Source organism: Pantoea allii (assembly GCF_046529425.1).
In the GTDB taxonomy this organism is placed as follows: domain Bacteria; phylum Pseudomonadota; class Gammaproteobacteria; order Enterobacterales; family Enterobacteriaceae; genus Pantoea; species Pantoea allii.
In genome coordinates this window covers 2,007,001-2,031,036 of record NZ_CP125958.1, presented here as the reverse complement: position 1 = coordinate 2,031,036, position 24,036 = coordinate 2,007,001, and the positions used below count along the sequence as shown (strand labels likewise).

The window sequence follows — 24,036 nt, the reverse complement described above, 5'->3', positions numbered from 1 at the left end:
TGATATCTCGCCCGGCCAGACGTTATGACCCAAACGCGTGGTCAGATGCCAGGGTAAACTGGCCGTTTTATCAGGGTTGGAAAGATAAACAGCGCGCGCCCTGCTCCCCGATTCGTCAGCGACCAGACGGCAATGGAACACAGTGAGCAGAGGGCCACAATCACCAGCGGATACAGGCTGGCCCACAGCCAGGAAAACCACGCTAATTCAAACAGCTGATGACGCTGTGCCAATAAAATGGCCGTCATACCGAAATACTCAATAAAGATACGATGGAGAACGTAAATGGGTAAAGTATGACGCCCTATCCAGTTGAGCCAGGCCATGCTGCTGATCTGATTTAACCAACGGCAGGCGGCAATACTGATGAGGATGGCAAGGACAGATACGAAAAGGCGCTTATCCACACCGAACAGGCCGTGCAGACCTGCCACCAGCGCCAGCAACAACCACTGCAAGCCATTTTCCCGTCGCCACTCGCTCAAACGCAGCATCTGCGTACACCAGAACGTCCCCAGTATGAAGAACACAAAATACTGCGCCAGACTCTGTGGCCCCCAGAAGGGAATCACCTTTTCTACAGCCAGGTAATTGAGCAGCGTTGCCGCGACCAGCAATAGCACCTTATAACGCTGAAAAAGTTTAGCGCACAGGAAGTAGATCGCTAAACCATATAAGTACCATGAGGTACTCATCGCCAGAAATGTCAGCGTAAGAAACTCCGCCAGCGACCCCGCATAGGCCGCATTAAGATTTTGTGAAATACGCTGTCCGGTGATTTCTGTTGAAATCCCCACGATTGACCACCACTGAATGGCTCCCCATACAAGGTACAGGTAAAACAAATTAGTGATTCGGCTGGTCGTGATGTGCTTCCAGGGGCGATTAATAATGGCATTGCTGGCCAACAAACCTGAAACAAAGAAAAAGGCAGGCATACGCAGTGGGGATAATAATCTATTGAACTGCCCCCACATCTCTGCGGGAAACACGCCCGCGCTCAGGTCTTTTAGCGTATTTTCAAAGCCGGGCAACACCGTATGGTACAGCACAACAAGCAGGATACAGATGCCTTTGAGCGTATTAATCCATGCAATGTGTTCTTTTTCATTGTGCTTCATCAGGGAATTTCCTGCGGCGGTGTCATTCCAGAAAAAACGAATTCGCGCTGCTCATATGATCGTTATGTGGAAAGTATTCCGTATGTCCTGTCACCTGAATGTAGCGAAAGTCTTAAAGTTATCTGTCGGAAACGGTTTAGAACCCAGCTTTACAATAAAGGATATTCTTTGACATTTATGCCGGCTTTAATTTGACGTCGGTAACATTCATTGAGCGTCAGAATAAATCAGGATCGCCCGTCCACAATGGAATATGACTTTACTATGAATTTTCTCTGTCGGTACTTGCTTAACGCTATATTTGCCATTACGTTAACTGTACTTTAAGACAGGCCACTCAACGTAAGTGCAGGTGAGCGTTATCCGACAATCGCGAGTGAGTCAGTCCTCCAGGTAAAAGAGTTTGCCGGAAAAACATTTTGTCCTACGTCGAAACGTATTAATCATGTTGCCCCTTCTCCTGCCGCCTTTAGGGTAATTTCAGGTCCGGATATCACCTGAATAACAGAGAGGGCGCACAGGTCGTGTGGATAAATGCCGTAATAGCTTATTCGTCTTTTTGTTTATTTATGCTCTGCGGAATAACGCAGACAGGCTAAAAAGGCCATTTTGGCTTTTACGGATTCAGGATTAATTTTTCAGTTTTCCATTCGGCACGCGCTGTCTGAATGGTTGTTTCTGATTTACTCACAAATGGAATGTCATCATGAAGCAGACGCGTTTTACGCCCGTTGCCACTACCGCTACCGTTAACGACCAGCAGATACTGGCAAACGACTGGGGCACCCTGACCAAATACGATATGACCTATGTGCGCACCGATGGCACAGAACAGCGCTTTACCCGTGAAGCTTATGATCGCGGTCACGGTGCGACCATCCTGCTCTACAACCGCGACGACAGGACGGTCATCCTGACCAGCCAGTTCCGCATGCCTGCTTTTTTGATCGGTCATCACTTTGAGCTGATTGAAGCCTGTGCCGGTTTGTTGGACGCACGTGACCCCATACAGGCCATCAGAAGCGAAGCGGAGGAAGAAACAGGATATAAGCTGAATGACGTCACTAAGATTGGCGAGATATTCATGAGCCCCGGTTCCGTTACCGAGCGTCTGCACTTTTTTATCGCCCCTTTTACCCGTGAGATGCGAATAAACGCGGGCGGGGGTATTGCCGCCGAAGGCGAAGATATCAAGGTGATTGAGGTGCCGATTAAAGAGGCGCTTGCCATGATTGATGCGGGGACCATCATTGACGCGAAAACCATTATTCTGATTCAGCATCTGGTCATCAAAGGCATCTGCACGCCAGACTAACGTAGACAAAAAACGGGCCAGTAAGCTGGCCCGTGAATTCAGGATGATGAGGTTTGCGTTTCCGCCTGATGCTTACTGAGTAAACGCGGGTGGATAAACAGTATCCGTCCGGGTCCACGGTTCAACAGCGTCCAGACCAACAGCGAAAGCAATGTACACACCGCCACGCCGGTTAACGGCATCAACAGCGCCCAACCCCAGCTAAAGCCCGCATTGCCGAACCAGCCATAATGTAGCGCCAGGGAAATGGCACTCAGCCCCACTAACTCGATAAAAATTCGGTGCAAGACATAAATCTGCAGCGTATTGCGGCCGATGTAATTCAACCAGGCCATATTGAAATGTGCGTTAAGAAAACGGCACAGTACAATGCCAAAGACGATGGTCAACAGGCTGTAAAACGGATTTTTATAAATACCGCCCGCATGATGAAGGATGCCGATCAGCGCTATTGCGCCCAGCCACAGCCAGTGACGACCTTTCAGACCGCTAAGCTCAATTAATGCCGCGCTGAAAAAGACGCCCAGTAAGAAATAGAGATAGTTTTGCGCGACGCTGGCCGGTCCCCATCCGGGAATAAGGCTAAACTGCGCCGCATAGTTCGCCGCAATCGCGAATACGACCAGCACTATTTTCTGTCGATGAAAAAGTTTGGTCACCAGGAAGAATCCGGCCAGCGCATACAGGTACCACAGGCTGGTCATCGACAGCATTAACAGCTTGATAAACTCCAGCGGGGAATCAGCATAGGCGGCATTCTTACTGCTCGACAGCCGCTCGCCCAGATGGGTTGAGATGTAGTGGATACTCAGCCATTGAATCACGCCCCACAGCAGGTAGAGGTAGACAATATTGCTGAACTTCTTGGTAAAGACCGCTTTCCAGCTTTTCTTCACGACCGAATTGGCGGCCAGCAGCCCGGAGACAAAGAAAAATGCGGGCATCCGCAGGGGCGAAAGCCAGGTATTAAATGCTACCCACCAGTGAGCCGGGAACAGACCGGCAGTCAGATGAGGGAGCGAAGGTGCGAACGTGGTGATGATGGAGTGATGCAATACCACAAGTAAGATGCATCCTCCTTTTAGGGTATTAATCCAGAGGATTTCCTTTCTGTCCTGACTCATTATTTCGTCCTGATCGTGCGATGAATTTGTGAAGAATTATTTATATTTTCACGCAGGTCTCAATCAGGCGGCTCTTAAAAGTTACAGTCTGTTACTCGCGCAGAAGCTAAGCCAGTATAAAACCATCAAAATCAAATCATTAAAATAATACTAAATGTAAATTTTCAGAAGAAACTGAGAGGATAAAAGCAGAAGGCACGGCAAGAAACGCCGCCTGTTTCCGGCGGCGTTGGCGTTTATTGATTAAGAAATTTATCGAGAAATTGTCGAGTCCGCGCTTGCTGCGGATCGCTAAACAGCGCTTTAGCCGGTCCATGTTCTACGATGCGTCCCTGATCCATAAAGATGGCGCGGTCGGCGACGTCGCGGGCAAAACTCATCTCATGCGTGACAATCACCATAGTGCGCTTTTCCTGCGCCAGCGCGCGGATAGTGTTCAGCACCTCGCCCACCAGCTCCGGGTCCAGCGCAGACGTCGGCTCATCAAACAAAATCACTTCGGGTCGCATTGCCAGCGCACGGGCAATCGCAACACGCTGCTGTTGACCGCCGGACAAACGCCTTGGGTAGCTGTCTTCTTTACCGTGAAGCCCGACTTTTTCAAGCAGGCTCCGCGCGCGGGCAATCGCGTCCGCTTTTGCTTCACCTTTTACAATCACCGGCCCTTCAATGATATTTTCCAGCACCGAGCGATGGGGAAACAGGTTGAAGTTTTGAAAGACAAAGCCCACCTGCTGGCGTAACAGGCGCACCTGCTCTTTCTGCTTGTGGATGCCCTGGCTGGCATCAATGGTGATATCACCCACTTTAATGCGACCGGCGTCAGGCACTTCAAGCAGGTTAATACTGCGCAACAGCGTAGTTTTGCCCGAGCCGCTGGGGCCGATGATGGCGACGATTTCACCGGGCGCGACGTCAAGGTCAATGCCGTGCAGTACCGTTTGTCCGTTAAACTTTTTCACCAACTGGCGAACGTCGATTGCACTCATTTCGCCTCCTGATCCTGACGGTTAACGTGGGCTTCCAGACGGTTTTGCAATGCTGACAGCACGGTGGCCATCACCCAGTAGATCAGCGAAGCCGCCAGGTACATGGTGAACACTTCCAGGGTACGCGAGGTAATCAATTGCGCCTGGCGAAACAGTTCAGGAACCTGAATGGTGGCGGCCAGTGACGTATCTTTCACCAGGCTGATAAAGCTGTTTCCCAGGGGCGGCAACGCGGTGCGGGCAGCCTGTGGCAGAATAACCCGACGCAGGGTTTGCCACGGCGTCATGCCGATACTGGCAGCCGCTTCCCACTGACCACGCTCAATCGCTGCAATTGCGCCACGCAGCGACTCCGATGCATAGGCCGCCATATTCAGCGATAACCCAATCATCGCCGACGGAATGGGGTCCAGCTCAATGCCAAACTGCGGCAGACCGTAGTAGATCATAAACAGCTGCGCGATGAGCGGCGTGCCGCGAAAGATGGACACATAGATACGCGCCAGCCAGTTTACCGGCCAGAAGCGCGATAAACGCATCAGGGCCAGCAAAAAGCCCAGTATCAACCCAAAGAACATCCCGCCGATACTGAGCTGTAGCGTGAACAACGCGCCTTTAAGTAAAAAAGGTGCTGAATCCAGCACCAGTTGTAAACTTTCCTGCATTATTTCGTTACGTCCGCGCCAAACCATTTCTCTGACAGCTTTTTAAGTGAGCCGTCTTTCTGCATGTCCGCAATGGCCTGATCGATCGCTTTCAGCAAGTCTTCATTGCCTTTGCGCATTGCCACGCCGGCTTCCAGACGGGAGAATGCCGGACCGGCTACGGCCATGGTATCACCGGTTTTCTTCACCAGGTCCAGGGCTGCCAGACGATCGACCAGAATCGCATCAACGCGACCAGAACGCAGATCCTGATACTTGGTTGGGTCATCATCGTAAGTACGGATATCCACGCCTTTAACGTTGGCACGTAACCACTGTTCGTAGTTCGTCCCCAGGCCTACACCGACTTTCTTACCGGCCAGATCCTCTGGTTTGGTAATGCTGCCCGCGTTTTTCTTCAAGGTCAGCGCCTGCACACCTGAAATGGTATAGGGCGTAGAGAAGTCATACTTCTTTTTACGCTCATCGGAGATCGTGACCTGATTGATCACCACATCAATACGTTTAGAATCTAACGCGGCTAACATACCATCCCACTTGGTCGGTTTAAGCTCGGCTTTCACCCCCATGTGTTTCGCCAGTTCCTGGGCGAACTCCACTTCAAAACCCGTCAGCTTGCCCTTTTCATCCTGAAAACTGAAAGGGGGATAGGTGCCTTCCAGGCCCACACGCAGCTCGCCTTTGCTTTTAACCTGCGCCAGTAAATTCTCCGCCGCAAAAGTTTTAACGCTGACGCCTGCAACCAGCGCAACAGCCATCATTCCCGTCACCAGCTGGCGACGAATCTGTGAAAAAGCCATGTTTACCCCATTTATTATTTATCAGTGTGGTGTTAAGCGGCTAAACACGGTTTGCCGCTCTGTCATTATGGGCGTTATTTCGCATAAGACGTCAAAATAACGCCTGAATTATAACCCTTTTTTGCGCTGCGTCTCAGACCGAAGGGTGATAAGCAAATAACGCCGGTGCACCGCCTGTATGCACAAACAACAACGGGCCTTCACGGCGAAAACGATTCTGGTTAATCCCATCAATAAGACCGGCCATCGCTTTACCGGTATAAACGGGATCAAGAAAAATGCCTTCAAGACGGGCCAGCATTTTCACCGCCGCCATGCCCTCTTCATTCGGCTCGCCGTAGCGCGGAGAAAAATACTCATCCCATAGCGTTATAGGTGCCTGCGCCTGCACGGCTAACTGCGTCGCCAGCGCCTGACGTAGTTCTTCAACCTTAGGCAATTGCTCACTGACTTTACGCGACACGGTTACGCCAACCAACTCGGTCTCTGGCAAGAGCTGCTCCAGTCCTATGGCCAGGCCCGCATGGGTTCCGGCGCTGCCTGACGCCACGACCACCGCCGCAAAATCCACTACGCCTTCACTTTGGTGCGCAATCTCCTGGGCACATTCCACGTAACCTAGCGCACCCAGTGCATTTGAGCCGCCCACAGGTAGCACGTAAGGCCGGAAACCCTGCGCCTCCAGACGTTCCGCCTGTTCCGCCAGCTGCGCAGCGGGATGGGTCAGGGCATCGACCATCACTACGTCAACATCCATCAGGTCCAGCATCAGGCGATTACCATTGGTCAGGTAGTTTTCACTCTGAGTCGCAATCGGATTTTCCAGTAACGCTACGCATTTCAGGCCCAGTTTCGCGGCGACCGCCGCCGTCTGCCGCACATGGTTTGACTGAATGGCACCCGCAGTCAGCAACACATCTGCGCCTTCACGCAGGGCATCTGCGGCCAGAAACTCCAGCTTACGCAGCTTGTTGCCGCCCATCGCCAGCGGCGTCACGTCATCACGTTTGATAAAGATGTCGCGGCCAAGATGGTCCGATAATCGGGGCAGGTATTCTAACGGCGTCGGTGCGCCCAGAAGTTCGATACGGGGAAACTGATGAATAAGATGTAAAGACAATGCGGCCTCCATTTGGGCACAGAGCAGTGATCTTTACAGTGTTACAGAAGATGCAGAAAGGATCATCCTGAATTCAAACTCAGGTGATGAACGGAGAAGCGGTCGGGCAAGTATCCACCGGCTGTTACACAACTTCCCCATTTTCCTCCTGTGGACAGGGGGAAAATGGGGTGGGAGACAGAATGTCAGAGGAAAACCTGCCTGACACTTTTACCCGATCCCTTAACGTTGCTGCCAGCCCAAAAACTGGTCGTACTTACGAAGCGCAATACGATAATTGTTATTACCTGCATCGGGTAAGTCTTCTTCCAGGCATTGATGCCAGCTATTGCCTGTGAGTTTTTCAGCCGGAAAATTTCTGGCCTTCAACATATCGTCAAGCCGACGTAAGCGAACCACATATTCACGAATGGTGCTTGGGCTCATTTCAGTCTGTTCAAACAGATATTGTTTGAAGGCCATGATGTCAAAATAATTAGGATGCGTATTACAAAAAATATCGCTGCAAAAACGACAAAGTGCCGTTAATTCTGGCTGCAGTTTTAGCCAAAGCGGCTCATCAATCATTTGATCCATCCGTGCGATGGCCTCTTTATTGATGATCTGGCCACGAAAGACCAGCGCCATACGGTCTAATACTTTGCCACAGTGTGAACAATTGTTTTGGCTGTGTTTGTAGTCTTTAAGATAACGACTTAAAGGTCTGGCTTTGGTTTTGGCTCCCACTGTTGAGTCCCCGATTTCTTATTATTTATAGATCGCCAGGAACTGAGCCTTCTAGCGCGCTCCCGTAAGTCGGGCACGCAAGCGTTTTATCGCCTGACTGTGCAGTTGGCTGACTCGGGATTCCCCCACGTCAAGTACCGCGCCAATCTCTTTCAGATTCAGTTCTTCCTGGTAGTACAGTGTCAGCACCATCTTCTCGCGCTCGGGCAACGCCTCGATCGCTTCAATGACGCGTTCACGCAGACTCCCTTCCATTAACTGATGAAGTGGATTGGCCTCTTCGTGCCCTTCCGTCACCAGTTCCGCACTGTCACCGTGTTCTTCTCGATACTCATCGTACGAAAAGAGCTGGCTGTTGTTGGTATCCAACAGAATCTGCCGGTACTCTTCTATCGAAACATTCAACTGTTGCGCGACTTCCTGTTCAGAAGCGGCCCGACCCAGCATCTGTTCGACCTGATGCATAGCCCCGGCTACCTCACGAGCATTTCGTCTGACGCTACGCGGCGCCCAGTCCCGGCTGCGAAGCTCATCAAGCATGGCCCCACGGATGCGCTGTACTGCATACGTGGTAAAGGCGGTACCCTGAAGCGCGTCATAGCGCTCCACCGCATTCAACAGACCAATGCCCCCGGCTTGAAGCAGGTCGTCAAGTTCAACACTGGCTGGCAGGCGGACCTGTAAGCGCAGTGCTTCATGACGTACCAGTGGGACGTAGCGCTGCCAGAGCGAATGTTTGTCCATCACGCCATCGGCGGTATAGAGATCGTTCACGTTGACTACCCTGCGTTAATGAAGTTATCGGCATGATTATGCAATTCTGTAGGGCTTTTGATTGGCTGAATAGGCGGGATAAACCAAGGTTATTTCAAATTTGTGATGTTTCAGAGCGGGAGGTCCCGCTCTGTACAGACAGACTAACGTAGTGACAGTAAACGCTGGCGGGTTGCGGATGGCACGTTTTCCCACAGTGCACAAACCTGCCCTTCCATCTCCTGATAAAACGGACCAATGCTTTCACGCGTTTTTTCATCCGCATGAAAACGCACCTGCCCGGAATCACCATCAATGCTTATCATTTTGTTGACAAAAAGCCGCTGTAAATCGCTACGCAGGAACAACCCGTTATCCACACTGTTGTCTGCCAGAAAACCTTCATCGTTTTCTCGCGTGTCGATATGGCAGGCTTCAACCCACGGCCACTGATGCGGGTCGAGAAGGCTGGTTCCGGTAATAATACAGGCACCGTAGCGCGCTTTTACGGCCGCCATAAATTCTGACTGGCTGGCTTTCTGCAACACTTTGGCTTTGACTCGCCGCCCCACTTCAGTACCAGGCATAACTGCAGCGGGAATCTTATGTTCGGGCGTGCTCAGTACCACAATAAACTGGATGCGACGAGACTGCGGGAAACAGGGGTTAGACTGCACGTTGAACAGCTGCCACCAGGCATCTTCTTCATCTTCACGCATCAAAACCAGTTTATAACCCCGGCTGTTGATCAGGTTTTGCGCCTGCGCAGAATGGGGATCGACCATGGCATAGACATAGCTTTTCCCTATCACCTTCCAGCGATTATCCTCATCCTCTTTTCCACGACGAAAATAGTGAAAAGGCTGCTGCTGTTTAAGGTAGTACTCAAAACGGCGCAAATAGTTTTTCCGTTCATTGTCGTTAGCAATGAACAACAGGTCTTCCAGAGGACTGTTACTCTCTTCCTGAGCAAAGACAGCACGAATTTTTAACGTCCGATAGCTGGTTGAAGGACTCAGCAGCGCACGCGCCGTCAGTTCTTTCTCATCAGGGTATTGCTGTGCATAACGCCGGGCGATCTCTTCAAAAGAAAGGCGTTCGCCCGGAAGCAGGTCATAGTTAAAGCGCATAACCACCCCAGAACATGAAAAGTTATATCAAAATGAGAGTCATTCTGAAGGGGATTATCGGCATAGTTGTAATGAACTGTAACGCTGCGATGACTTTTTTATTATTTCCCCGTCCGGATTAAAATCCTGCCGTTTAAGTACGTCACATTTGCCTTATTACGCGAGAAAACAGGTATTTTCGTCGCGGATGACCGGGTGTCTTTTCCGCTTGTGCGCTGTGTCTGTTGCTTATCCTTTACTTTACCTGCTTTTTTATCGGTTATTCTTGCCATTAGTTTCACTTGCAAGCTCGTATTCTTTCATCATCACTCTGCAAGCGTAGACCGGTTCTAGAGGAAGTGAATAGCGGGGACGTCATACATGCCCATCGTGAATGGGTTGATTGCAGAACGGGTGACAATTTCCAGAGAGTTTAGGGCATGGCCTGAGATCAGGGCTTCCAGGAAACCTTGCTGAAACAATTACCTAAAGGACCACACCTGCCAAATGAGGAATAACCGCAAAGTGACTTTTCTATCGCCAGTACTGCTGTTGATACTGTGTGCAAATGATCAGCAAGGAACATTACCGCAGGAGTCGCTCTGATGCGCGTTTTACTAACAGGTGCTTATGGTCAACTGGGCCGCTGCATACTGGATCGCTTTCCCACAGACTGGATTACCCTGGCGTGTGGTTCGGCAGAGCTGGATATTACCGACCGTTCAGCAGTCATGCGTATTGTTAAAAAATTCAAGCCTGATGTCATCATGAATACGGCTGCGTACACGGCAGTCGACAAGGCAGAAACTGACCGTACACGCGCACTCAAAGTTAATGCCATCGGCCCAGAGAATCTGGCTCAGGCGGCCAAACTGGTCAGTGCTCGTCTGATTCATATTTCTACTGACTACGTTTTTGATGGCATTAAAAAAACCGCTTACACCGAAAGCGATCAGCCCTGCCCGATTAATTTTTATGGTCTGAGCAAGTGGGAAGGTGAAAAGCGCGTAATAGATATCTTACCTGAAGCCATAATCATCCGTACCTCTTGGGTTTTTAGTGAATATGGAAGTAACTTTGTCGACACGATGCTCCATTTAGCGGAAACGCGTCATGAGATAAAGGTGGTGAATGATCAGTACGGTTGCCCTACCTACGCAGGCGATCTGGCCCAGGCAATGATTCTTCTTGCTGTACAGCCTGAAGCGCGGGGGATTTATCATTACTGTGGTGATGAGCCCGTAAGTTGGTGTGAGTTTGCACAAGCGCTTTTTATCGCAGTAAAAAAAGATATTTCAGTATTCGGCATTCGCAGCACCGATTATCCAACCGCTGCGGTTCGACCGTTAAATTCACAATTATGTTGTGATAAAATCAAAAAAATGAATATAAAAACCTCAGACTGGCAAAGTTATCTGCTAACTATTTATAAAAACTATAAAATAGCCTCTTAGCAGGGGTTGTCTTAATGGGGTAATGTTTACACGACAAAGATGTGCCAGCCAGTTACAAAGCAATCTAACTGGCTGATACATAAGCATTTCATATCAAGGCTATCGCCTCATTATTGAAGTATAGTGTAATCAAAATCTTCCTCTTGCCTGCCTGCTAGCAAATGTCACCCGTTTGCCTCTGTTCATTTCTCAGCTTATTTTTTCAATCTATAAACGTTATCTTTTTTGAATATGGTTATTTGAGCAATGCGAGTGTAATGATGCAGGATAGAGAAAAGTGCTTACTACATTAGAAAGCATTAAGCATCACGGCTAAGGACGAGAAAAGCGTAATAACAGTAAGCAAAACCACAAATAAAATCGTATTATTTCCCTAAACACGATCAAAACTCATAAATATAAAATCCTTGCGTCTTTGCATGGCAATCTTATCGGAGATAGAGATCACTCTGAGGACGTGCGTACATTACTCACTCCGAACGGAGCGCGATAAGAGGTGATCTTTTAAAAATCTTCATCGATGATTATCCTTACAAAATACTTTTTACCATTCTCATCACGAAAAAACGCATTTTTAAAGTCACCATGCGTTGTCGCACGCAATATTTTCAAATGTTCATCAAGCGTAGCGACAGAGTTCAAATCTAATTCACACAGCGCGTTATAGTCCTTAATTCCGTTGTAATTCCCTTCTGCCTGTGGTTTCTTTGTCGTATATGAACCGGAGATGATAGTAAAAATATTTTTACTTATGAGATACTTTTCTGTTGCGATGACGTTTCTGTAAACTGTCAAAGAAGTATCTGAAACTTTCACTTTAACTACCTGCTGATCGATAATTTCGCCATGGTCAACTTCGGCGTCCATTAAATGAATTGTCGCGCCCACAGGCAAACCATTGATAATTGAAAAAGCCTGGGGATACCATCCACGATTAAAAGGATTGAGACCGGGATGAAAGTTAATACAGCATAGGTTATCAGTAAGGGCGGCAGGGAAAATTTGTTTACAATGCAAACTGAAAACCAAATCATACTCCTGAATGATCCTTTCAACTGTGGACTCATCTTTGACATTAATCCGGGTCGCTCCAATAGCCATCATTAGTTGCGGATTCGTGTTAAATGACGTATAGCAAAAGTCCGCGTTGAAGGGTAGCTCAAAGGGCTGTTTTTCAAGTTCCTCTTTAAGATAAAGCGACAGCTCCTGGTTATCGGACACCACCAGTAAACGCTGAGCCTGCGTACTCAGTCGTGCACCTGTTGCCTCTGTATAAACTTGAGTCATCGTCTTAATCCTTTATAAATACGAAATAACCGAAACGGGTTGTAAAGTGTACGAGGAGAATGTGTTTATCTTATATCGACAGTTTACACTGATTCTTACTGGGGTTTGGGACTCCACGAAGATAGTGTTTAAAGGATTAAGAGGGCTTACCCGCGGCAAGCCCTCTTTTTACCTTTACTGCATGTCAAAACGTATTAATCAGGCAACCACATATTCATCCAGTGGCGGAGAGGCTCTCCAGTAAGCATCCAGTCTTTGTGGATGGCATTTCGCAATGCCTCGCCCGAACGTCGTGAGGCTTCCGGATCATCAAGATGCATCTCGATTGCCTCCACCCAGTCTTTATAACGGTTTTTGACGCGCGTGACAGGTAAGTCATAATGATAACACTCCACATCACTGCAAATGACGGGGTATCCGCATGCGCCGTATTCCAGTAGTCTTAGATTGCTTTTACAGCGGTTAAACAAATTATCCTCAACCGGTGCCAGTGCTAAATCGAGATTCAGTGAAGCCAGTTTTTCAGGGTATTTCTTTATCTCTACACCGCTGTAGTATTCATGAATATACGGACGAAGTTTTGGCGGGCACATTCCAAAAAAGACCCATTCAACCCGATCTGCAAAGGCACGAACAACATCCGCAATCATTTCCAGATCGCCCCTGTGGCTCGACCCGCCTGCCCAACCAACCCGAGGTTTCTTACCCTGGTTTCGTAAGCTGGTAAGATGTGCCCACGTTTCAACAGGCAAGCGATTTTCAGCTACGCGGATGTCATGATGGTTACCATCGAATGCATTAGCCAGAGCGGGCGTGGAGACAACAAAACGATCAGCCAGGCTCAATGCTTTGCGAAGCGATTTCAAGATATCTTTCGGCATATTGGCGCGATGAATACTTTTCATTGGCAGATTAGGTAAGTAATCATCCAGTTCAAAGATTTTAAAGGTATTTTTTAATACCCCCAGCCGACGCTGCCATTCCAGTGATTCCGGAGTAATTTGTCTCTGTAAGACGATGCTGTCAGGAGCATACCGGGCAAGTTCAGCCGTGTGATGCATGTAATCCGAAAGACGCCCTTGTACCAGCCCTTCCGCCTTCATTGCTTTTAATGGTTGAATAATTCGGTACTGGCCGCAACCGGTGAAGTCCGCCATCATGGCAATAATAGTCGGCAACGGTTTCCATGACAGTGGTTTCCAGGTCATGTCTAAAGCCTGTTCCAGCTCAAAACCAGTGCCGTTGAGTGACAAGTTAGCGTTATAAGAAGGATCGTTAGCAATTAGCGGCAGCCATTTTTTATAAAAGCTGTCCTGCTCGTCTGTAAATCGTTTGATCTTCTTCTCTTGAGTAGACTTATCCACTTTTTTCTGGCTGACACTCCCTTCGTGCATCACGACGGCGTGCGGTGTCCATACGGTCAGATAGCCTTGTTCACGAACCTTAAGGCAGAGGTCGACATCGTTGTAGGAAACTTTAAAATTCTCTTCGTCCAGTCCGCCAACCGATTCATAAACGGATTTACGGATCATGAGGCAGGCCGCTGTAACCGCAGTGTAGTTTTGATCGACCATCAGGCGGCGCATGTAGCCTTTTGCATCTGCCGGCTCACCAATAAAGGGATGTTCTGCAGGTCCTCTCAGACCTAACAAAACGCCCGCGTGCTGTACTGTATTGTTAGGGAAAAGAAGTTTGGCACCCACCACACCCACTTCGGGCCGCTGTGCATGATTGAGAAGCTCATCAAGCCAGGCACCATCAATAATGGCGGTATCGTTATTTAACAGTACCATGTACTCACCCCGCGCTTCGCGCGAGGCCAGATTATTCATAGCAGAATAGTTAAACGGATAAGGGAAACGCAGAACTTTTATGCGCGCAGGGTCAACAGTTTCTAATCCCGATAACCACTGTTTCGCTTCCGCTGTTTCACTATTGTTATCGACGATGAGGAGCTCATAATTTTTATAAGCCGTTTTTTCCAGCAATGATGTCACACACGTTATCAGTACGGGTAACTGGTCTTTAGTCGGAATAATAATTGACACAAGAGGCTTTTCTGCGTGCTCATATCGAAGATTATACAATCCCGGCCAGGTATTTTTGACCCAACCATTCGAATAACCCCGTTGACGTAGATGTGTGCTCAGGATATCCAGGTACTCTGGATTGGTATTAAGTGAAAAAGTATGAGAAATCACCAGTGGTTCAGGCAGATGCCCAATACTGTTTGTACCATATTGTTCGATAAGTTTAACGATGCCTGCAAACTCCCATGCATTCACATAGCGCGTATCGAAAAAGCCTGAGTTAACGATACACTCACGGCTAAAGAGCCAATGGCGCGCCATTTCAGCAGGATGACTTAACAGTAAATCCAGATTAAAATCAGGACGGAAAGAGGTTCCCGTAATCTCGCCAGCTTGCTGATACATTTCATCCGCATAGACAGCGCTGCAGCCTGCCGCAGAAGGTAATGACAGCGCAAGTTGCAGCAAGCCACTTTCTGTAAGCACACTTCCCGCATTAATGATCAGAATCCATTGTTCCTGACGTTGCTCGATATGTGAATTGATTGCTTCCGCATCATTTCTTCCAGATATGGTTTCAGCATTGCAGGATAATTGTCCGTTATGGTTTACAATAACGGGTACCAACGTCAGGCCTGAAATATGCTTTTTATTAATATCATTTACGGACTGTTCAATAAATAACGGTTCGGCACCACTCGATAAGATATAAACCGCAATCTGTGTGCTAAACATCTGGCTGCTGATGTAATCATCGATCTTTGCTGAATCACGATCGGTGACTGTACGTAATGCCAGCCACTCTTTTAAGCTCTTGTTCGCGCGGTTACCGTCCGACAAGTGTAATGCACTGCTCATCGCAGCAAGAAGATTACAATTGATATAATTTTGGGGATGACTAAGCGCCGTAACCCGCACAGACTGATTCTCATTAGGATCGCCTTTGTACAATCCTAACTGCTCAATCATTAACGGAAACTGTTGATAAGTATTAGAGACAATATCCGCCTGAGATGAAGCCTGATGGCTGACCTGACTTTCAGATACCCTAAATTGCGAAAGCGGCTCACTGATAAAAGCCAAATTACCTTTAACTAAAAGGTTAACATAAATGCAGAGGTCATAAAGATAGGGCAGGACCTGGCCGTTCAGGTAAACCGGATTATGATTTAATTCCGTTAAGGCTTCGCGGCGGCATAGTACGCAGGAAGGCTCACCAATAAAATTAATGATGTAATCACAAAGGAATGAAATAACATCCCGCCCTTCTAAAATAACATCGCCACGGAAAGGATAAGCGGTTGCCATGATATCAGCCAGCACATAACCAGACTCGTCAATACGCTGCCGACGTGAGGAGGCAAGAATGATATCAGGTGAAGCATTGAGTGCTTTGACTAAGCGGCTTACACAATCAGAGCGCAGAATATCGTCGTCATATAAAAATTTAACGTATTCGCCCTGGGCAAAGGATAAGCACCGCTCTATGTTACCCAGTTCCAGTAGCCGTGTTTCGTTTTTATAATAGTGAACTGGATGCGGGCTCCCCTGACTCACTCGCTCAACGACACGAGCGAGCTCATCGCTGCTACTGTCATCACAGATGATAATTTCAATTTCAGGGTAATCCTGCTGCATAGCACTTTTTAGTGCATCCTCGATATAATCACTTTTATATGCAGGGATCAGGATAGACACCAGATTACTTTTTGACATACTAAGCCTCAATGACGATGTGGGAACATCGCAAAATTGTTATTTACGCTGCTCTGACGTGACCGGCTGTCAGGATGACGTGAATAATCTCATTCTGACTCTCTTCACTTAAGGTCGGATAGATGGGTAAGCAAAGAACTTGCTTAGACAGTAAGGACGCCTCAGGGAGATTATCAGGAGATGAAGACGAATAGCCTTTATACATTGGGAATTCTGAAATCAATGGATAAAAATAGCGGCGTACATAAATATTTTTTTCTTTAAAGAGCATATACATCGCATCGCGAGAAAGTGGGAACAGGCTTTCATCGATAAAAATTGCACAGTAGGCATAATTCCAGTCCACACCGGCTGGGACAAAACTAAAAGAAATGCCCTTAAGATGGCTCAACGCCGCAACATATCTCTCAAAAATTTTTCTGCGACAATCCAGGGCGTAGTCAATATGTTTTAATTGCAATAAGCCAAATGCAGCCTGAATCTCGTTCATTTTTCCATTAATGCCCGGGGCAACAACGGTGGTTTCATCTGCAAAGCCAAAGTTTTTCAAATAATCGATGCGACGCTTGATTTTTTCATTTGGGCAAATGATCGCGCCGCCTTCAAAGGTATTAAATACTTTGGTCGCGTGGAAACTTAATACTGACAGATCGCCATGATTCAGTATGCTTTCGCCGTCCTGCTTCACCGAAAAAGCATGGGCTGCGTCGTAAATCACTTTAAGGCCATACCGATCGGCAATTTCCTGAATAGCGTCCATATTACAGGGAATGCCATAGCAATGGACCGGCAATATGGCGGTTGTCTGAGGCGTGATCGCCGCCTCGATTTTAGCCGGATCGAGATTACACGTTACGGGATCGATATCGACGAAGACAGGTTTTATGTCATTCCAGAGTAAAGAGTGAGAGGTGGCAACAAAGGAAAAAGGCGTCGTGATGACTTCACCAGAGATACGCAAGGCCTGCAATGCGGTCACCAGTGCCAGCGTACCATTTGCGAACAGGCAAAGATGTTTCACATCCAGATACTCAGCCAATGCCTGTTCAAGCTGTTGATGAAAAGGGCCGCCATTAGTCAATTGCTTGCTCTGCCAGATCTCTTCAAGATAAGGCATAAACTCTTCCAGAGGCGGAAGCAACGGACTGGTCACCATTATATTGTTATTCATACCCTCTCCTGCTGACCATATGTCATCAAAATAAACCAGATTGATTTATTCTACTCAGGTCAAGGGAGAGTCAATCGGCGCAAAAACACTATAAAAGCGCAGTATTCTTGCTTATCAATAGCAACAGAACAGATAAAAAAAACCCTGCCAAAAGGCAGGGTTCGAATGCGTTGTAAAGAGGATTAACGCAGCAGAGAAAGCATAGTCTGTGGCACCTGGTTGGCCTGGGCCAGCACCGAAGAACCTGCCTGCTGCAGGATCTGCGCGCGGGACATGTTAGACACTTCGGTCGCGTAGTCGGCATCCTGAATACGGCTGCGGGCTGCGGTCAGGTTGGTCACGGTGTTGTTCAGGTTGCTGATGGTGGACTCGAAACGGTTCTGAGATGCACCCAGCAGGCTGCGCTGGTTGTCGACAGATTTGATTGCCGCATCGATATCAGTCAGTGGGCTGCCATCTGTAGCGCCACCAGAAGTAACGGTACCTTTCAGTACGTCAAAGCCTTCAGCGACGGTTGAACGTGCGTTACCGTTGATTGTCTGACCTGAAGTCTGACCTGATGCACTTGCAGTATTGAACAGGTTGAAGCCGTTACTTGAACTGATAGTGATACCGATAGTTTCGCCATCTTTCGCGCCAACCTGGAAGTTATAGGTCGTGCTGCCAGAACCGGTGTTCAGGACTTTAATGCCGTTGAAATCGGTCTGCTGAGTAACACGGTTGATCTCTTCCATACGCTGGTTAACTTCAGACTGAATGGAGTCGATGTCAGACGCTGAGTTAGAGCTGTTCTGCGCCTGTACGGTCAGGTCACGTACACGCTGCAGGTTGTTGTTGACTTCGGTCAGTGCGCCTTCAGCGGTCTGTGACAGAGAGATACCGTCGTTGGCGTTACGTGCCGCAACGGTCAGACCGTTGATGTTAGAGCTGAAGCGGTTAGCAATTGCCTGACCCGCTGCGTCATCTTTGGCGCTGTTGATACGCAGGCCAGAAGACAGGCGCTCAATAGCAGTACCTAATGAAGACTGGGATTTTGTCAGGTTATTCTGGGTAACCAGTGACAGGGTATTGGTATTAATAACTGCCATGATAAGTATCCTTCATAAAGAGATTTAGGTTTGGTTTTTGGCCTGCGGCTTAATTGCCTTCAATAATGTTATCGCCCGCTATGCGCAAAACTTTAAGCCTTACTGGTATTTTTTATCTTAATAAAGGAAAAAACAGGTTTGCGAAAAATTATTTGACCGAGTTTTAAAATCGTCCTTACTGGCTGTCAGCCCCACCTCTCTGAAGACTCATAACCTTATGTTTTTTAAGTCATCATTAAAAATATACATGACCATATCACAGTATCTGACCAGTATATAGACCTCTAACACTACCGCATTTCTGTTGAAGAGAAAGATGCTAAGCCATTGAATTACTGTAAAACCATAATAGTGTAATAGTATTAGTAATGTAACGGACGCAATAATACTTTATCGCGCAATTGAAACCCTCACCGCCCTATTCCGTCTACGTATCACCTTTTTTATGCATGTTATAATCACGGCAGGTTAATAAATGCGGTTTTGCCAGTTAATTAAAACAAGCTATCTTTACGAAATTATAAAAAGAATCAACGATAGTAACGCACAGGATGACAGTAGCAGACTATCCGCTGAAAAATCTTTGCCGCGGTAACATATCCACGGATGGGAATATGAGATAACTGCGTGAGGTTTCAGGCGCCAGAAGACGGAGCTAACGTTTTGCAGCTTCCTACGCGCAGGACGCTATCTAAAAGCCACTTAGCATAGCCAGTAAGGGTGAAAGCCTTAAAACAGTACTGCTTCACTTCAGCTAATATCAGGCCGTGGTAAAACTGTGATTGGCCTGGTATATGCTTGTATAAAATAAAAAAACGCCCTCATTACTGAGGGCGTTTTTATTAATGCGTGCTTTGCGGCAATTAACGCAGCAGAGACAGCATAGTCTGAGGCACCTGGTTGGCCTGCGCCAGCACCGAAGAACCTGCCTGCTGCAGGATCTGCGAGCGAGACATGTTAGATACTTCGGTCGCGTAGTCCGCATCCTGAATACGGCTGCGGGCCGCGGTCAGGTTGGTCACGGTGTTGTTCAGGTTGCTGATGGTGGACTCAAAACGGTTCTGAGACGCACCCAGCAGGCTGCGCTGGTTATCAACCGCTTTAATCGCTTTATCGATATCAGCCAGCGGCGTAGTACCCGTTGCAGTACCACCGCTACCACCCGTTACAGCACCTTTCAGCACGTCGAAGCCGACTGCTGAAGTGGTACGCGCGTTACCGTTAACGATATCTGTGCCTGAAGCCATAGCACGGGTGTTCTGAACACTACCAGACTGACCCGCTGCGGCCAGGTCAAAACCGTCGCTTGAGCTGATCGCGATGCCGATGGTTTCGCCGTCTTTCGCGCCAACCTGGAAGTTATAGGTGGTGCTGCCTGAGCCGGTGTTCAGGACTTTAATGCCGTTGAAATCGGTCTGCTTGGTGACGCGGTCGATTTCCTGCATACGCTGGTTAACTTCAGCCTGAATCGAGTCGATGTCAGACGCTGAGTTAGAGCTGTTCTGCGCCTGTACGGTCAGATCACGTACACGCTGCAGGTTGTTGTTGACTTCTGACAGGGCGCCTTCAGCGGTCTGCGACAGAGAGATACCGTCGTTGGCGTTACGTGCCGCAACAGTCAGGCCGTTGATGTTAGAGCTGAAGCGGTTGGCGATAGCCTGACCCGCTGCATCATCTTTGGCGCTGTTGATACGCAGGCCGGAAGACAGGCGCTCAATCGCAGTGCCCAGGGATGACTGAGATTTGCTCAGGTTGTTCTGAGTAACCAGAGACAGGGTATTGGTATTAATGACTGCCATGATGAATATCCTTTAATAAGAAATACTGGGTCAGGTATTTGGCCTGCGGCTTTATCGCCTTCAATATTGTTATCGTCCGGGCTAAGCAAAACTTTATGCAAGAGGCATATTTTTTAATCGTCTAACGGAAAACAGGTTCAGCCAGGTCTTCAGTCATACCTGAAAAACATCAGCAGAGCTCGAAAGGCCGTAGCGCCGTTTCACTTTCGCCGCTGAATTTCCGATAGCGTAAAAACCGTGGTTAGGATGGAAAGCCAAACGAAAGAAGCGTGGTCGAGGATAATATTGACAGGCCATAAATGAAAAACGCCTTCATCACTGAAGGCGTTTTTATTAATGCATGCTTTGCGGCAATTAACGCAGCAGAGACAGCATCGTCTGAGGCACCTGGTTGGCCTGCGCCAGCACCGAAGAACCTGCCTGCTGCAGGATCTGCGCGCGGGACATGTTAGATACTTCGGTCGCATAGTCGGCATCCTGAATACGGCTGCGGGCTGCGGTCAGGTTGGTCACGGTGTTGTTCAGGTTGCTGATGGTGGACTCAAAACGGTTCTGAGACGCACCCAGCAGGCTGCGCTGGTTATCAACCGCTTTAATCGCTTTATCGATGTCAGCCAGCGGCGTAGTACCGGATGCGGCACCAGTAGCACCACCGGTGACAGCACCTTTCAGTACGTCGAAACCGATTGCTGAGGTAGTACGCGCGTTGCCGTTAACGGTATCGCCAGTGCCCATAGCACGGGTGTTCTGAGTGGTACCGGTAGAGGCGTTACCTGCTGCTGCCAGGTCAAAGCTGTCACTTGAGCTGATCGCAATACCGATAGTCTCGCCGTCTTTTGAACCAACCTGGAAGTTATAAGTTGTGCTCGCAGCACCGGTGTTCAGGACTTTAATGCCGTTGAAATCGGTCTGCTTGGTGACGCGGTCGATTTCCTGCATACGCTGGTTAACTTCAGCCTGAATCGAGTCGATATCAGACGCTGAGTTAGAGCTGTTCTGCGCCTGAACGGTCAGGTCACGTACACGCTGCAGGTTGTTGTTCACTTCTGACAGGGCGCCTTCAGCGGTCTGTGACAGAGAGATACCGTCGTTGGCGTTACGTGCCGCAACGGTCAGACCGTTGATGTTAGAGGTGAAGCGGTTAGCAATGGCTTCGCCAGCGGCATCGTCTTTAGCGCTGTTGATACGCAGGCCGGAAGACAGGCGCTCAATCGCAGTTCCCAGGGATGACTGAGATTTGCTCAGGTTGTTCTGAGTAACCAGAGACAGGGTGTTAGTGTTAATCACTGCCATGATGTTTTTCCTTTAAAAAATTGAGCCAGATTAAGGCGTCTGAATTCGGTTTGCTCACCGATAACCTGATTATCGTCAGCACCTACTCAACCTTTAGAAAAAAAACACAGTAATTTTGAGATGGGCAAACCCAAGAAGACAATTAAAGAAGCACTGCTTATCCAGCCATCGATTTTCTAAAGAACAGGCTAATCTTTTACCACTCGCTGCCGATACTCATTCTACTTAGCGTAAACCTCGTAAAGGATAAACTATGGCAAGTGTAAGTTCACTCGGTGCTGGTACGAATCTCGACCTCAATACTCTGTACACGAGTCTGGAAACAGCTGAAAAGACTAAACTGACGCCAATTACTCAACAGCAGTCGTCCTATAACGCTCAGCTAACCGCCTGGAGCGTGGTAAAAACCGGTCTTGCGAAAGTGCAAACCGCTGCTGCGGCCTTGCAGAATGCGTCCGCTATCGCTGCAACCAAAGTGACCAGTACCAATACGGCATTTACCGCCACGCTTGCCAGTAAAGCCTCTGCCGGTAACTACTCGATTGAAGTAAGTCAGTTGGCCTCTTCTCAGTCACTGCTGTCTAAATCAGCAACCAGTAAAGATACCGATCTGGGTGACCAGAGCATGGCATCCCGCACCATTACTATCTCTCAGTCTGGTCAGAAAACGCCGCTAAGCGTTACGTTGACGAAAGACCAGACCAGCCTGTCTGATATTCGCGATGCGATCAACAAACAACAAGGTAGCGTTAACGCGAGTATTATTAAAGCTGATGACAATACCTATTATTTGTCCCTGACCGCACGTGATAGCGGAACGGCTAATGCGATGACGGTCAGTACCAATGACAGTACCTTGTCTCAGTACATTAACTACAGCCAGGGCGGTAGCAGCAATGCCATGACCGAACAGGTTGCCGCGAAGGATGCTCAGTTAAAGATTAACGGTGTGTCCATCACCCGTAGCAGCAATACCATTACTGATGCTCCTGAAGGCGTGACGCTTAATCTCAGTAAAACAACTGCGACGGGATCACCTGAAACCCTAACTGTTGTCACCGATAATCAACCGATGACGGCAGCGATACAGGCTTATGTCGATGCTTATAATTCGCTTCAGACTACCATTGGTAATCAGACGAAATATACTGCTGTCAAAGCTGGTACTGCTCAGGACTCCGGTAATGGCGATTTATTAGGTGATAACACGTTGCGCAATATTCAGACCAGTTTGCGTAGCCAACTTTCATCGTCTCAGTCCAGTGGAAACCTAAAAACACTGGCTCAGCTTGGTATTACGCAGGATGTGAATGGCAAACTGACTGTCGACAGCACTAAATTGAGTAATGCGTTAACGAATCAGCCTTCCGATGTGTTGAACTTCTTGACAGGCGACGGTAAAACGACAGGTTTTGCAACGCAGGCTAACAACACTCTGACGCAGATGCTCTCAAGTAGTGGTCAGGTACAAAATGCCACTAACGGGATTAATACCTCCCTGAAGCAGCTTTCAGACCGTTACACTGAAGTGAATGATCAGATCACCGCTACGATGGCAAGGTACAAAACTCAGTTTACCAATCTGAGCACCCTGGTTTCTTCCATGACGCAGACGGGTAACTATCTGACCCAGCAGTTCGCCAAATTATAACAGGAGTGGTAAGCATGTACGCTAAGTCCGGTATTCAGGCCTATGCGCAAGTCGGTGTGGAAAGCGCGGTATTAAGCGCCAGCCCACACCAACTGGTCGTGATGCTATTTGATGGTGCCCTAAGCGCCATGAAAAAAGCCGCTATTTTAATTGAACAAGGCGATATCCCGGGTAAAGGAAACGCCTTATCAAAAGCCATTAATATCATTACCAATGGTTTGCGCGCAGGTCTGAATCATGAGGTGGGTGGTGAAATTTCTGCCAACCTCGATAACCTGTATGAATATATGACTCGCCGTCTGTTACAGGCCAATCTCAATAATGATGTTGAGGCGATTACCGAAGTCGAAGGTTTACTGAATAACATCGCGGATGCCTGGAAACAGATTGGACCTAACTATCAGCCACAGCAGGATACGTTTTAATGAGTAATCCACTCGAGCTGCTAAAAGGGTATCAGCAATTGCTCACGCTCAGTAATGCTATGCTGGAGCACGCCAGACAAGGGCAATGGGATGAGCTGTTGAGTTGCGAATCAACTTACATTAGCAGCGTCGAGCGTGTAGCGCGTGATAACGATGCCGACATTCTTTCCGCACTACAGCGGGCACAAATTCGCCCGGTACTTGAGCAAATTCTGCGTAACGAAACCACGCTGAAAACCTTGTTGGGCGAGCGGATGCATGAATTGCGCTCGCTGGTGACGACCTCAACGCAACAACAAAATGTCATGACCTCTTACGGCAATATGGCGGGCAATATTCTTTACCCAAAAAGCCAATAAAAAGCCGACTTTCGCGGGTGGAAACTATATTTTTAGTTCAC

Annotated in this window: 20 protein-coding genes; 5 read left to right on the top strand and 15 right to left on the bottom strand. The window is 48.3% G+C overall.

What is annotated here, in order from left to right; all coding sequences use genetic code 11:
* Positions 1-41: 41 nt before the first annotated feature.
* Positions 42-1,121: an acyltransferase family protein gene (locus QNH99_RS09645; protein WP_410517608.1), complete on the bottom strand. Its 1,080-nt coding sequence runs from the start codon at positions 1,119-1,121 to the stop codon at positions 42-44.
* A gap of 706 nt (positions 1,122-1,827) precedes the next feature.
* Between QNH99_RS09645 and QNH99_RS09640 the strand changes: the two genes are divergently transcribed.
* Positions 1,828-2,436, top strand: a complete 609-nt coding sequence (locus QNH99_RS09640) for an NUDIX domain-containing protein (RefSeq protein WP_063879950.1) — start codon at positions 1,828-1,830, stop codon at positions 2,434-2,436.
* 38 nt (positions 2,437-2,474) lie between these two features.
* Here QNH99_RS09640 and QNH99_RS09635 read toward each other — a convergent pair whose 3' ends face one another.
* The 8 genes from QNH99_RS09635 to QNH99_RS09600 form a co-directional block, all read right to left on the bottom strand.
* Positions 2,475-3,560: an acyltransferase family protein gene (locus QNH99_RS09635; protein ID WP_109716509.1), complete on the bottom strand. Its 1,086-nt coding sequence runs from the start codon at positions 3,558-3,560 to the stop codon at positions 2,475-2,477.
* A gap of 236 nt (positions 3,561-3,796) precedes the next feature.
* Entirely contained in the window at positions 3,797-4,549 is a 753-nt protein-coding gene (gene tcyN / locus QNH99_RS09630; protein ID WP_063879952.1) for an L-cystine ABC transporter ATP-binding protein TcyN, read from the bottom strand.
* Positions 4,546-5,214: a cystine ABC transporter permease gene (gene tcyL, locus QNH99_RS09625; RefSeq protein WP_063879953.1), complete on the bottom strand. Its 669-nt coding sequence runs from the start codon at positions 5,212-5,214 to the stop codon at positions 4,546-4,548. Before tcyL ends, tcyN begins: the two co-directional genes overlap by 4 nt.
* Entirely contained in the window at positions 5,214-6,014 is an 801-nt protein-coding gene (tcyJ, locus tag QNH99_RS09620; RefSeq protein WP_063879954.1) for a cystine ABC transporter substrate-binding protein, read from the bottom strand. Before tcyJ ends, tcyL begins: the two co-directional genes overlap by 1 nt.
* A gap of 133 nt (positions 6,015-6,147) precedes the next feature.
* Positions 6,148-7,134: a D-cysteine desulfhydrase gene (locus tag QNH99_RS09615; RefSeq protein WP_096010998.1), complete on the bottom strand. Its 987-nt coding sequence runs from the start codon at positions 7,132-7,134 to the stop codon at positions 6,148-6,150.
* Positions 7,135-7,356: 222 nt separating this feature from the next.
* Positions 7,357-7,860 (bottom strand): flagella biosynthesis regulatory protein FliZ, encoded by a 504-nt coding sequence (gene fliZ, locus QNH99_RS09610; protein WP_063879956.1) that lies wholly within the window; start codon positions 7,858-7,860, stop codon positions 7,357-7,359.
* 51 nt (positions 7,861-7,911) lie between these two features.
* Complete coding sequence (locus QNH99_RS09605; protein ID WP_063879957.1) at positions 7,912-8,634, bottom strand: RNA polymerase sigma factor FliA; 723 nt, start codon at positions 8,632-8,634, stop codon at positions 7,912-7,914.
* A gap of 143 nt (positions 8,635-8,777) precedes the next feature.
* Positions 8,778-9,743, bottom strand: a complete 966-nt coding sequence (locus QNH99_RS09600) for an HNH endonuclease signature motif containing protein (protein ID WP_096010997.1) — start codon at positions 9,741-9,743, stop codon at positions 8,778-8,780.
* 584 nt (positions 9,744-10,327) lie between these two features.
* On the opposite strand from QNH99_RS09600, the gene rfbD reads away from it, so the two are divergent.
* On the top strand, positions 10,328-11,176 hold the full coding sequence (gene rfbD, locus QNH99_RS09595; protein ID WP_096010996.1) for a dTDP-4-dehydrorhamnose reductase: 849 nt from the start codon (positions 10,328-10,330) through the stop codon (positions 11,174-11,176).
* 504 nt (positions 11,177-11,680) lie between these two features.
* On the opposite strand, the gene QNH99_RS09590 is transcribed toward rfbD, so the two are convergent.
* The 6 genes from QNH99_RS09590 to QNH99_RS09565 form a co-directional block, all read right to left on the bottom strand.
* Positions 11,681-12,463, bottom strand: coding sequence for a dTDP-4-amino-4,6-dideoxyglucose formyltransferase (locus QNH99_RS09590; RefSeq protein ID WP_096010995.1), 783 nt, complete (start codon positions 12,461-12,463; stop codon positions 11,681-11,683).
* A gap of 194 nt (positions 12,464-12,657) precedes the next feature.
* Complete coding sequence (locus QNH99_RS09585; RefSeq protein WP_283355197.1) at positions 12,658-16,209, bottom strand: glycosyltransferase; 3,552 nt, start codon at positions 16,207-16,209, stop codon at positions 12,658-12,660.
* 43 nt (positions 16,210-16,252) lie between these two features.
* Complete coding sequence (locus QNH99_RS09580) at positions 16,253-17,380, bottom strand: DegT/DnrJ/EryC1/StrS family aminotransferase (RefSeq protein ID WP_096010993.1); 1,128 nt, start codon at positions 17,378-17,380, stop codon at positions 16,253-16,255.
* Between the two features lie 182 nt (positions 17,381-17,562).
* Positions 17,563-18,468, bottom strand: coding sequence for a flagellin (locus QNH99_RS09575; RefSeq protein ID WP_096010992.1), 906 nt, complete (start codon positions 18,466-18,468; stop codon positions 17,563-17,565).
* Positions 18,469-19,331: 863 nt separating this feature from the next.
* On the bottom strand, positions 19,332-20,267 hold the full coding sequence (locus tag QNH99_RS09570; protein ID WP_096010991.1) for a flagellin: 936 nt from the start codon (positions 20,265-20,267) through the stop codon (positions 19,332-19,334).
* Positions 20,268-20,621: 354 nt separating this feature from the next.
* Entirely contained in the window at positions 20,622-21,560 is a 939-nt protein-coding gene (locus tag QNH99_RS09565; protein WP_128604159.1) for a flagellin, read from the bottom strand.
* Between the two features lie 253 nt (positions 21,561-21,813).
* Here QNH99_RS09565 and fliD point away from each other — a divergent pair, with 253 nt between their 5' ends.
* The 3 genes from fliD to fliT are packed head-to-tail and all read left to right on the top strand — an operon-like array spanning position 21,814 to position 23,995.
* The gene (gene fliD / locus QNH99_RS09560; RefSeq protein ID WP_283355538.1) at positions 21,814-23,211 is read left to right on the top strand and encodes a flagellar filament capping protein FliD; all 1,398 of its coding nucleotides are present in this window, start codon (positions 21,814-21,816) and stop codon (positions 23,209-23,211) included.
* 14 nt (positions 23,212-23,225) lie between these two features.
* On the top strand, positions 23,226-23,636 hold the full coding sequence (fliS, locus tag QNH99_RS09555) for a flagellar export chaperone FliS (protein ID WP_096010454.1): 411 nt from the start codon (positions 23,226-23,228) through the stop codon (positions 23,634-23,636).
* Positions 23,636-23,995 carry a flagellar protein FliT gene (gene fliT, locus QNH99_RS09550; RefSeq protein WP_063879966.1) on the top strand — a complete coding sequence of 120 codons (360 nt, stop codon included), beginning with the start codon at positions 23,636-23,638 and terminating at the stop codon, positions 23,993-23,995. Before fliS ends, fliT begins: the two co-directional genes overlap by 1 nt.
* Positions 23,996-24,036: the final 41 nt, after the last annotated feature.

Bases quoted from the DNA above. Each gene is read 5' to 3' on its own strand.
- QNH99_RS09645 (WP_410517608.1), bottom strand. From the start codon at position 1,121: ATGAAGCACAATGAAAAAGAACACATTGCATGGATTAATACGCTCAAA.
- QNH99_RS09640 (WP_063879950.1), top strand. From the start codon at position 1,828: ATGAAGCAGACGCGTTTTACGCCCGTTGCCACTACCGCTACCGTTAAC.
- QNH99_RS09635 (WP_109716509.1), bottom strand. From the start codon at position 3,560: ATGAGTCAGGACAGAAAGGAAATCCTCTGGATTAATACCCTAAAAGGA.
- tcyN (WP_063879952.1), bottom strand. From the start codon at position 4,549: ATGAGTGCAATCGACGTTCGCCAGTTGGTGAAAAAGTTTAACGGACAA.
- tcyL (WP_063879953.1), bottom strand. From the start codon at position 5,214: ATGCAGGAAAGTTTACAACTGGTGCTGGATTCAGCACCTTTTTTACTT.
- tcyJ (WP_063879954.1), bottom strand. From the start codon at position 6,014: ATGGCTTTTTCACAGATTCGTCGCCAGCTGGTGACGGGAATGATGGCT.
- QNH99_RS09600 (WP_096010997.1), bottom strand. From the start codon at position 9,743: ATGCGCTTTAACTATGACCTGCTTCCGGGCGAACGCCTTTCTTTTGAA.
- rfbD (WP_096010996.1), top strand. From the start codon at position 10,328: ATGCGCGTTTTACTAACAGGTGCTTATGGTCAACTGGGCCGCTGCATA.
- QNH99_RS09590 (WP_096010995.1), bottom strand. From the start codon at position 12,463: ATGACTCAAGTTTATACAGAGGCAACAGGTGCACGACTGAGTACGCAG.
- QNH99_RS09585 (WP_283355197.1), bottom strand. From the start codon at position 16,209: ATGTCAAAAAGTAATCTGGTGTCTATCCTGATCCCTGCATATAAAAGT.
- QNH99_RS09580 (WP_096010993.1), bottom strand. From the start codon at position 17,380: ATGAATAACAATATAATGGTGACCAGTCCGTTGCTTCCGCCTCTGGAA.
- QNH99_RS09575 (WP_096010992.1), bottom strand. From the start codon at position 18,468: ATGGCAGTTATTAATACCAATACCCTGTCACTGGTTACCCAGAATAAC.
- QNH99_RS09570 (WP_096010991.1), bottom strand. From the start codon at position 20,267: ATGGCAGTCATTAATACCAATACCCTGTCTCTGGTTACTCAGAACAAC.
- QNH99_RS09565 (WP_128604159.1), bottom strand. From the start codon at position 21,560: ATGGCAGTGATTAACACTAACACCCTGTCTCTGGTTACTCAGAACAAC.
- fliD (WP_283355538.1), top strand. From the start codon at position 21,814: ATGGCAAGTGTAAGTTCACTCGGTGCTGGTACGAATCTCGACCTCAAT.
- fliS (WP_096010454.1), top strand. From the start codon at position 23,226: ATGTACGCTAAGTCCGGTATTCAGGCCTATGCGCAAGTCGGTGTGGAA.
- fliT (WP_063879966.1), top strand. From the start codon at position 23,636: ATGAGTAATCCACTCGAGCTGCTAAAAGGGTATCAGCAATTGCTCACG.